Source organism: Novosphingobium panipatense (assembly GCF_900182875.1).
GTDB lineage: Bacteria > Pseudomonadota > Alphaproteobacteria > Sphingomonadales > Sphingomonadaceae > Novosphingobium > Novosphingobium panipatense.
In genome coordinates, this window is sequence record NZ_FXUI01000032.1 from 1 (window position 1) to 9,549 (window position 9,549).

Annotated in this window: 11 protein-coding genes and 1 pseudogene; 6 read left to right on the forward strand and 6 right to left on the reverse strand. The window is 62.6% G+C overall.

Going from position 1 to position 9,549, the window contains the following annotated elements:
• The first annotated feature begins 270 nt into the window (after positions 1-270).
• The 6 genes and pseudogenes from QOL62_RS19230 to QOL62_RS19995 all read left to right on the forward strand — a co-directional run bounded on the left by QOL62_RS19230 (position 271) and on the right by QOL62_RS19995 (position 4,839).
• Positions 271-1,031: pseudogene (locus QOL62_RS19230) on the forward strand (IS5 family transposase).
• A gap of 339 nt (positions 1,032-1,370) precedes the next feature.
• Positions 1,371-2,372 (forward strand): glycosyltransferase family 2 protein, encoded by a 1,002-nt coding sequence (locus QOL62_RS19235; RefSeq protein ID WP_283407263.1) that lies wholly within the window; start codon positions 1,371-1,373, stop codon positions 2,370-2,372.
• A 7-nt stretch (positions 2,373-2,379) separates the two neighbouring features.
• Positions 2,380-3,897 carry an oligosaccharide flippase family protein gene (locus QOL62_RS19240; protein WP_283407264.1) on the forward strand — a complete coding sequence of 506 codons (1,518 nt, stop codon included), beginning with the start codon at positions 2,380-2,382 and terminating at the stop codon, positions 3,895-3,897.
• An 82-nt stretch (positions 3,898-3,979) separates the two neighbouring features.
• The gene (locus QOL62_RS19990) at positions 3,980-4,102 is read left to right on the forward strand and encodes a hypothetical protein (RefSeq protein WP_283407265.1); all 123 of its coding nucleotides are present in this window, start codon (positions 3,980-3,982) and stop codon (positions 4,100-4,102) included.
• 186 nt (positions 4,103-4,288) lie between these two features.
• Positions 4,289-4,570 carry a type II toxin-antitoxin system ParD family antitoxin gene (locus tag QOL62_RS19250; RefSeq protein ID WP_283407266.1) on the forward strand — a complete coding sequence of 94 codons (282 nt, stop codon included), beginning with the start codon at positions 4,289-4,291 and terminating at the stop codon, positions 4,568-4,570.
• On the forward strand, positions 4,567-4,839 hold the full coding sequence (locus QOL62_RS19995) for a type II toxin-antitoxin system RelE/ParE family toxin (protein WP_379503298.1): 273 nt from the start codon (positions 4,567-4,569) through the stop codon (positions 4,837-4,839). Before QOL62_RS19250 ends, QOL62_RS19995 begins: the two co-directional genes overlap by 4 nt.
• A gap of 129 nt (positions 4,840-4,968) precedes the next feature.
• On the opposite strand, the gene QOL62_RS19255 is transcribed toward QOL62_RS19995, so the two are convergent.
• From QOL62_RS19255 to QOL62_RS19280, 6 genes are all read right to left on the reverse strand, one after another.
• On the reverse strand, positions 4,969-5,247 hold the full coding sequence (locus QOL62_RS19255; protein ID WP_283407267.1) for a ribbon-helix-helix domain-containing protein: 279 nt from the start codon (positions 5,245-5,247) through the stop codon (positions 4,969-4,971).
• Complete coding sequence (gene parA, locus QOL62_RS19260) at positions 5,244-5,909, reverse strand: ParA family partition ATPase (RefSeq protein WP_283407268.1); 666 nt, start codon at positions 5,907-5,909, stop codon at positions 5,244-5,246. The genes QOL62_RS19255 and parA overlap by 4 nt, the downstream gene beginning before the upstream one ends.
• A 196-nt stretch (positions 5,910-6,105) precedes the next feature.
• A complete protein-coding gene (locus QOL62_RS19265) occupies positions 6,106-6,978 on the reverse strand; it encodes a helix-turn-helix domain-containing protein (RefSeq protein ID WP_283407269.1) in 873 nt (290 codons plus the stop codon).
• A 413-nt stretch (positions 6,979-7,391) separates the two neighbouring features.
• On the reverse strand, positions 7,392-8,378 hold the full coding sequence (locus QOL62_RS19270) for a replication initiator protein A (RefSeq protein ID WP_283407270.1): 987 nt from the start codon (positions 8,376-8,378) through the stop codon (positions 7,392-7,394).
• Between the two features lie 197 nt (positions 8,379-8,575).
• Positions 8,576-8,890: a hypothetical protein gene (locus tag QOL62_RS19275; protein ID WP_283407271.1), complete on the reverse strand. Its 315-nt coding sequence runs from the start codon at positions 8,888-8,890 to the stop codon at positions 8,576-8,578.
• 179 nt (positions 8,891-9,069) lie between these two features.
• Positions 9,070-9,549, reverse strand: a 480-nt coding sequence (locus QOL62_RS19280) for an IS66 family transposase (protein ID WP_283407272.1), incomplete at its 5' end; no start/stop codon positions are given.

Below are 9,549 nucleotides of genomic sequence, written 5' to 3' on the forward strand. Positions count from 1 at the left end.
GCATCACGCCCGACGCGCTTGTGCAGGCGAGCGTGCCGGAATACTCAACCGCAAGACTCTCGTTATGAGCGAGGGACCGCCGGGGGGCAGGTCACGTCAGATGCGCAAGAGCGGTGCCGAAGCTCTGGTCCGGGCCGATGTTATCGAGGCTTTGTTCGCTCGGTTCGACGCTCACCTCAAGTCGCTGGGTTATCTAGGGCGCAAACTCATAAATCGGGTTGAGTTGTCGGCCTTGGCGTGATTCAGGGGACCTTCGGAAACGGAGGGCGTATGACGCGGCGGCGATATGAACTGACGGACAAGGAATGGCTCATCATCGAGCCGTTGCTGCCCAACAAGTCGCGTGGAGTGCCCCGCGTCGATGACCGCCGGGTGCTGAACGGGATACTTTGGCGTTTCCGTTCTGGTGCGCCGTGGGCAGAGGTCCCGGAACGCTATGGTCCGTCGACGACCTGCTACAACCGGTTCATCCGCTGGCGAAAGGCTGGAGTGTGGGACCGATTGTTGGCGGCGGTTTCCGCCCGTTTCAACGGCGAGTTGGTGATGATCGATTCCACTTGCATGCGCGTCCACCAGCACGGTGCGACGGGCAAAAAGGGGGATCCGGCAATCATGGCATGGGACGTTCCCGGGGCGGCCTTACGACCAAACTCCACGCTCTTGTCGACGCTGATGGACGTCCTATCGGACTGCGACTGACGGGTGGCCAGGTCCATGATGCATGCGAAGCTGAAGCGCTGATCGAGGCCATTCCCGAGGGTGCCACCCTGCTCGGTGACAAGGGCTATGACAGCACGGCCATTCGCGAGGCGGCCGCGGCCAGAAACATCTGGGCCAACATTCCCAACCGCTCCAACCGTAAGCAGCGCTTCGGCTTCTCGTCATGGCTCTACCGCCAGCGTAATCTCGTCGAGCGCTTCTTCAATCGGATCAAGCAGTTCCGGGGCATCGCCACCCGATATGACAAGGATGCTGCCAACTATCTCGCGGCCATCAAGCTCATATGCGTCAGGCTGTGGTGCAATGCGTAATGAGTCCACGCCCTAGCCATGGGCGGGCAAATCGTGGATACCAGCATCATCTCGGCTCCACGCCAGCGCATGACCGGCGAGAAGCGCGCCATTGTCAGGGAGGGCGGCATTCCCCAGGCCTGGGCAACGAAGCCGGCAAGGCTTGCACAAAAGGCCGTGATGCGCGCTGGACACTCAAGCGTGGGCGCAAGAAGGGCGTGGATGGAAAACTTCTGGCGGAAGGAGTATGAGCCTCGGTTTCGGGGCTGATCTGCTCGAACGCTTTATTTACCGGCTAAGGCTTACGATCGAACGTAACAGGCCTGCCGTCGGGGCCACGGTAAGGAACCACGGACCTTCATGCCTGAGCCGGCAATCACTGTAGCCATGAGCGTGTTCAACGGTGCACGTTTCCTGCCCGAAGCAATCGAAAGCGTGCTGGGCCAGGATTTCGGCGGCTTCGAGTTCCTTATCGTCGATGACGGCTCCACCGATTCCTCCCCTGACATCATGCAGGACTACGCGAGCAAGGATGCGCGGATCCGTGCCATCGTGCGGGAGAACCGTGGGCTCGTTGCAAGTTTGAACGAGATGATCGATCTCGCCCAAGCGCCCCTCATAGCCCGCATGGACGCTGACGACATTTGCCGGAGCGACCGCTTCACTCAGCAGCTGTGCTTCCTGAACGATCATCCCGACTATGGCGTCGTCGGCAGCTGGAGCGAGGACATCGGCGTTCGCGGCGAGAGACTTATACGGACAGGAGCCGATCATCCAGTGACGCACGAGGAATTCCTGTCCTCAATCGAAACCGGAGGGCCGTTGATTTGCCACCCTGCGGCAATGTACCGCCGCGATATCGTTCGTTCCGTCGGCGGCTACCACGCCGCTTTCCTGCACTGCGAAGATCTGGACCTGTGGCTGCGCCTCTCTTCGGTGACCCGGCTCGGCAACATTCCTGAGCGCTTGCTGAAGTATCGGCGCTATCCCGCTCAAGTTTCTTCCCGCCACGCCATGGAGCAGAAAATCGGAACGGCCGTGGCGCAGGCGGCATGGCGTGAACGCCGCGCCGGACGCCCTGACCCAACCGCTGACCTGATCCGCCTGCCCCCTGTCGACGAATTGGACACCCTGTTCGGCCGCGCAGGGCTGGCGTGGGCGGTTCGGGAGCAAGTTGCCCTGGGCTTGGTCTATTCGCCCGCCGCCCTGCGCGGTGACGGCTTCGACCTGCTCGTAAGCTATCTGAAGGATGGCGGGCGGTGCGAAGGCATGTGGCGGACAGTCGCCCGGCTTGTGCGCTTCGGTGAACCCTTGCGAGCGGTTCAACTGGCTCGCCTCCTGCTTCGCTCTACCAGAGCCTGATTGCGCGATGTCCTCAGAGACGCAGGAAGCAGAGCCCTCTGCCGGCGCGGGGCGCGGCGAGACGAGTGTGAAATCCGCGGCGCTCTGGGCAGCGGCGAGCCAGTACACGCAGTTCGTCCTCCAGTTCGCGACTTCGGTCATCATCTCCCGGTTTTTTCTCAGGCCTGACGAGATCGGCCTGTTCTCGGTCGCCCTGGCGGCGGCGATGATCCTTTCGGTCATTCAGGATTTCGGCCTGACGCGCTATTTGGGACGCCATCCAACCGCCGATAATGAAACGGTGCGGCATTGTACGATCATTGCCATCGGCTTCTCCTTCGTGCTGGCCGCCCTTATTCTCAGCATCGCCTCGCCGCTCGCGCGCTTTTACTCCGAACCCCGGCTCTTCCCCATTCTGGCGTTGGTGGCGGCCTCCTACGTCTTGACCCCGTGGAGCATCGTACCCGTCGCGCTTCTCTCGCGAAAACTCGATTTCAAGGCGACATTCCTCGTCAATGTGAGCGGCGCGGTCACCAACAGCGGCTGCGCCCTGACGCTTGCAGCCTTTGGCTTCTCGGCAGAGTCCCTCGCCTGGGCCATGATCGCACAAGCCGGGGCGCGGGCGGTGGCCGCTCAACTCCTACAGCCTGCGCGGCCGGGCGGCCCGATTCACTTTGCAAGGGCGCGGGAAATCATCGGCTTCGGGTCGGGAAGCGCCCTGCTGTATCTGTCAGGCGGCATCGGCATGCGGACGCCGGACCTGGTCGTCGGCCGAATGCAGGGCATGGCGGCGGCAGGCCTCTTCAGCCGGGGCCTCGCCCTGGCTTCACAGTTGCATTACCTCGTGGCAGGGGCCGTAGGCGCAATCTACTATCCGGCCTTCGCGCGGCTCCGCGATGAAGGACGAGAGCTTGGTCCCTACTACGAGCGGGTGGTTGCCGCCCATGGTGCGATCGTCTGGCCCGCGATGGCCCTGCTCGCAGTCCTGAGCGAGCCGATCATCCTCCTGCTCTACGGCCCGGGCTGGGCGGATGCGGCACCGCTGCTGGCGTTCGCGGCACTCGCCGAGTGTTTCTTTGTCGCCTTGCCCCTCCACATGGACCTGCCGATACTCCTGGGAAGGTTACGTCAACTCCTGTGGCTGAACCTGGTCGACACGGTCCTATCCGTGTCGACGCTGGTCATGGGCGCCGCAATCAGCGTAGAAGCCGCAGCGGGTTCCCGTCTGGTCTATGGAGCGGGCTGGTTCTGCCTTTATGCCCTTTGGCTCCACCGCCTCATCGGTTTCACTTGGAAGGCCGTGCTGAAGGTCTACGCCACCAGCGCCGTCATCGCAGTGGCAACAACCGTGCCCGCTGCGATTGCGATCACGATGTGGCGTACTCCGTCCACCATGGGCGTGCTCGAACTGGCGGCGACCGGCATCGCCTCCGGCCTGACCTGGCTCCTTGCCGTCATCCTGGTCCGGCACCCTGCACGTGCGGATCTGCGGGGCATGCTCCTGCACGCAAGCGGCCCGCTCCGGACCCGCTTACGTGCAGGTTGAGGCCACTCGCGGTTAACTGCCGCTACCTCGGCCGCGCCGTTGAAGAACTGCAGCATCGAGAATCCCGGTCGATCCGACCGTGTTGGTCCGGCTCTCACCGCTGGGGTGGGATCACATCAACCTGACCGGTGGCTATGTCTGGGCGGAAAACCTCGAACTTGATGCTGATGGCTTTGTGCCGCTGCTCACGAAGCCGCTACCGTGAATCAGTGTCTGAATAATGCGCAGGGGATCGTTAACGAACTGCAGCGACAAGCACACCGGTTGATGATGATGGCGGCCACGAGCGCGCGAAGACGCGGCGGCGATCACCAACCCGAGACGAACGACGAAAGTCGCGCAAAATATGATGGCAATTTGCCATAGATAAGAACGATGGAGGTATCAGCCGATGGCTACCATGAATGTGTCCCTGCCCGATTCCATGCGAGACTATGTGCAAAGCCGTATCGACAGCGGCCAATATGCCAGCGTCAGCGATTATGTCCGCGATCTGATCCGGCGCGATCAAAGCGCGATCGTGGACGAAGAGCGCTGGCTGAAGGAACTCAATGCTTCGATTGATGAAAGCCTTCAGGAGATGAAGGCGGGTGGCGGCCATGATCTCGATGACGTTTCCGACGCGATTATCGCCGACATTCGGAAAACTGCGAGCGGTGAAGCGCGTCGATGAAGATCGTGCTGTCCACAAGGGCCAGGCGCGACCTCGAAGGCATCCGATTGTATATCGAGAAGGACAATCCCACTCGCGCAGTCGCGTTCATCGACGAGCTGCGTGATGCCGCGAGGCGCATAGCCGACATGCCCCGCGCTATGAACAGCATGGAATCAGGCCGCGCTCCCTCAAGGGCTATGGCATCCTCTATTCGGTGCAGCCTGATCGCGTCTTCGTGCATCGCATCATTGACCCCGGTCAGGATTACGACCGCGCTTTGCGGCTAAATTGAAGCGGGCCAAGCGAGGGCCATATGCACCCACGAGAGCGAAAGCACTGGCAACGCCGGCTGCGTTGCACCGATCTGGCGACGATCAAGCTGACGGAATGGAGCGCGAAGCGCCCGCGCTTTGGCCCTACTCCCCGATCGGGCTTTCGCCGTGCTTGCGCAGCACGTCGTTGAAGGCTTCGGCCATCAGGGACTGCAGGCTGCGGCCCTGGCGGCGGGCGAGCATGTGCATGGCGAAGCTCATTTCGGGCGTGAAGAAACCGGCAATCTGCTTGCGGCCGATCCGGCTTTCCGGCCGGGCCTGCGCGGGTTTGTCTCCGCTTGACACTGGGGTAGGCTCGGCCGTGGCGGGTGCCGGCTTGGGAGTGGCGGTGCGCAGGTTAGCGAAGCTCGGCTTGCGGCTCATGCGGGGGCCTTTCGGTACTTTGGTGTAGACATGTCGAGTTGTTGACATGTCCACGCATATAAGTCGCGGATCTCCTCAGCAGCGCGACCCGTGGGATCGGCTTCGGTGACGGTGCGTCCCTCGGCGCTGGCGTGGCGATAGGCAGCGCGGTCAGGAAGGATAACCGGGCAAGGCGGCGTGCCGTAGCTGTCGACCAGCTCGCTTGCCTCGGCATAGATGCGCGGCGCGTTGGGCGGGCCGGCGGTGAACACGACGAAGGCGGGCTTGCGCAGCAGCTGCACCAACTTGGCCGTAGTCTGGATCGCCGCCAGATCGAACGCGCTCGGCCGGCACGGGATAAGAACGAGATCGGCCACCTCCACGGCTGCCCGCGCAGCACTGTCCGCGTGAGGGGGAGTGTCGATGACGACGAGCTCCGCGCCTTGAGCCTGTGCCGCTGCCACTTTGGCGGCAAGTCGGGGCGGCGGACTGTCGATCACTTCCGGCGGGAGGTCCTCGCGCCAAGCAGCCCACTGGCTGGCGGTCGCCTGCGGGTCCGTGTCGACAATCAATGCGACGCGGCCGGCATCCTGCGCGATCGCCGCCAGATGCAGGGCGAGGGTAGTCTTGCCCGCACCACCCTTCTGGCTGATGACCGCTATCGTTTTAGGTGTATTGGACATGGCGACCTCCATACATGTCTACACGTGGACTTGTCGAGAAAGAAACGCAGCCATCAATGGCGCTTCCCTTCCCCCATGCTCAAGGCTCGCGGGCAAGCGGTGCCGAGGCCGCCTGATCCCCTTGGGGAGCACTGCGGCGGCGTAGCCGACGCTTCGGGGATGCGGGTAGGATTAGGGTGCTGGGGTAAGATGGGTTTCAAGTCTTATCGCCGTCAGGCGAGGCCTGTCGGGCGACTAGCCCGACGCTATGTCGGCTTGAATGAATTGATTGGTGTAGCGGTTGAGGCTTATTTTGAGACTCGCATGGTGTCTCCATATCGCGTCTATCGAGAGCAGCACCCAATTTAGCGAGGACACGCCCGAGTGCGCCACCGACGAGCGTGTCCGCAAGCTCGCGGCAGGTCAGGCTTCGATGCATCTGCTCCACCTGCTCGGCTCGCTCAGTCTGGCGGAAGGCGGCATCGTCAGGGATCGGCACCGGGGTCATCCAGCGCGGCAGGTGGCGCAGCAAGCGTTGCGGAGCCATCGGGCGATAGGCGTTGGACGTCTGGGCATAGCGTGGGCCCTCCCCTTCCACACGCTTGAACCGGCGCTGGCGGACGAGGAAGCCGGCGCGTTCGAGCGCCGCAAGTGCGCGCGCCACGGTCGCGCGGCCCAGCGCGGTCGCTTCGGCAAGGCGGTTGTAGCTGGGGAAGACCCGGCCCGCATTGAGCCTGGCCAGCGTGCATATCTCCTCGAACACGCGCACCGCGCCCGCCGTCAAGCCCGTGAGCGCGGCCTCGGCAGGGGACAGGACATGTCCTTCCGTTCGCACCGCGCGCTTCAGGCGTCGCCCGGTGTCGAGCGCGGCGCGCGCCATGCGCAGCAGGCGATCGGTCTCGCCTTTGGCGGGTACGGCGAAGAACTGCTCTTCGAAGGTTCCTGCCTCGATGCTGTCGCGGCGGACGGGCGCGCCGGTGCGATGCGGGGCGCCGCTACGTGCAGGGGGGCGCCGTCGCAGGCCGCTCGTGCCGGCATGCATACGGCCAAGCGCGAGCGCCGTCGCTTCGCCTAGGGTAAGCGTCGTCATCTTCCTTCCCCCTCAGGGGCCGGGACGCAGGCAAAAAGAGGGTGTGGCGCGAAACGCGCATCCTTGAACCAGGTCTGGTTCTGGGGTATCAGGAGGGAACGTAGTGGTTATTTTACGTTCCGGATCGACGTTTGGCGACGTCGCTCCATCTACCCTTTCAGGGATGCCCGGCCTTCGTGCCGGGCTTTCTTTTATGTGGTCACGGCCGCCTTCATTCCTGTCGAAATCACGCCACTGGCCCCACGCCAGTGCAGCGGCCATTTTCGCAGATAAAATCCAACACCGGAAGAACTTACAGTTCGTGCTTTCGAGTAAGAAATGCAGAAAAAGTTCGTGCTTTCGAGTAGGAATTCGCCATTTAATTCGTGCTTTCGAGTAGGAAATCGCGCGAAGTTCGTGCTTTCGAGTAGGAATTAGCTCGAGCGCACAGCCTCCTCGCAAGCCCCCTCTTCACCTGATTCGGGCGATTCGCTCTCCTGCTCCTGGACTTCGTCCGGCTCGGCTGCGCGCCGGGTGATGATGACGTTCACGGGCGCTGCCTTGCGGCCACGGCCGCGCGTTGTCTCGGCAGGCGCCTCTCCTTCGACCAGTTCGACATCGTAGTCCGGGATGGCTCCAGTGCCCGTGACCTGCTTGAGCGCGGTGCGGAAGTTGGACAGCGGGTTCTGGTAGCCGATCTGCAGGCGGAACGTCTCCAGGTCGACGCAGAACTCCTGGCCCGGGACGTCCGGCCCGCTGGCGCGCGCGACTTCATAGATCCGCCGCTCGATCGGCCCCAGCTGGAAATAGGTGGAGGCATAGTCCAGCACCTGCCGGTCGCGCAGGATCGCGCGGTAGAGCCAGTCACACAGCCGCACCTGAACCGCCTTCAGCCGCTTTTCGCCGTTGCGGGTTTTGGAATAGTGCAGCCGTGCTTCGGAGAGCCACGAGAAGAAGCCCTCCTCCCCTTCCCCGCCCGCTTCGATGTTGGTCTTGATCTGCGTACCCTGCAGCCGCTCCAGCGCATCGGACAGGCGCTTGTAGGACCGGGCCGACTGGTTCGATCCGGTGACGGCGAAGAGATCATGCGCGGTGAACCGGAAATCCTGGCCAACCTGCTCGCCCGCCTCGATCTTCGCGGCCATCAGGCTGGCGATATAGAGGACGATTTCCTTGTCGTAGATGGTGGCAACACCATTGGCAGATGGTCGTACCTCGATCGACACGGGGCCCTGATGATAGGACACCGGCTTCATCCACGCGCTCTTGGCCAGCGCGAAGAAGGGAAACGCCATCAGTGAGCGTTCGCCGCGAATCTCGCCAATCAGCGGGCTGTCGAGTTGGAACAGGTCACGCTGAGAGGGGTCTACATGGCGTGAAACGGCGCTTTTCCGGGGTGGTTTCGAGGCAGGCTGGGTCATGTTTGATTTCCTACTCGAAAGCACGAACTTTAGGGAGGAAAAGCGGGTTTCTCGTGGTGGAAAGACGCCGGACGGTGTTGGATTCGTGCTTTCGAGTAGGAATTCGCGCTCCGGCGGCTCAAGGGCATTTCATGTCGATGCATCAACATGTCGACATGTCTGCTTACCTACATGTCTGCGCGCTTCAGGCGCCGACTTTACCTGTCCCGCGCAGGCATCGGGCGCAGGCGCACCGCCAGGCTGATGACGAAAGGCCAGAACAGCGTGTTGCCGATATCGGACAGCGTGTCCCCGACCCGCAGGCCATAGTGCAGGTAATCCAGAAGCTCGTTCCCAAACTCACCCAGCACGACCGCTGCGAAGGGGATGAAGGTCCCCAGCGAACGCCCGCTCACCAATCGCACCAGCAGAAGGATTGCAAGGCCTGCATGAATGTGCAGGATCGCATCGGGCAGGCCGGTGCCGTCGCCGATCCAAATGATCCAGTCGTGATAGATGCCGGGAATGTCCATGGCTTGCCAATGCCCATCCGCGCGGCGAACGCAAGCTTTCATGAAGAGAGATGACACATCGGAGTGTCGACATGTATTGTCGTCGTACCCACGACCGTCTTCCCGACAGCGGCTTGGCTCCAGACCACGTGTTGCGGCATTGGAGTAATTGCTCACGGGGTTGGCCAAGGCCTGAAGGCTCAGGCGACGGCGAACTTACCCTCGACGAGTTCGCGCACGGCCTGGAGGGCTGACTTTCCGTGCAGGCGAGCTGTGCCGGTGACGGAGCGATAGCTAGCGTGGATCTGGGCGCCCCAGTCGGACCGGAAGCCGTTTGTGACCTTGCGGAACACGACCGAGGGACGGATCTCGCGCTCGGATATGTTGTTGGTCGCAGGGACGTCGCGGTTGGAGAGGAAAACGAAGAATTTGCCCCTCCAGGCTTTGATCTGTTTGAGCAATATCTTGCCTGCGGGATGCGCGATAGGCATCCGCATGAGGCGGGTCAGTACGGTATCGGCTTTGGCACAGTAGGCCGCCAGGGTCGTATCCTTCAGGCTGCTTCGTCGCTTGCCGATGCGGATGGCCCAGCGCAGATGGTCGCGGACCTTCGGGGCAAAGGCCCGGTCACCGCAGTCGATGGCATATTGTACGTCGCGCAGGACATGGGCGAGGCAGAC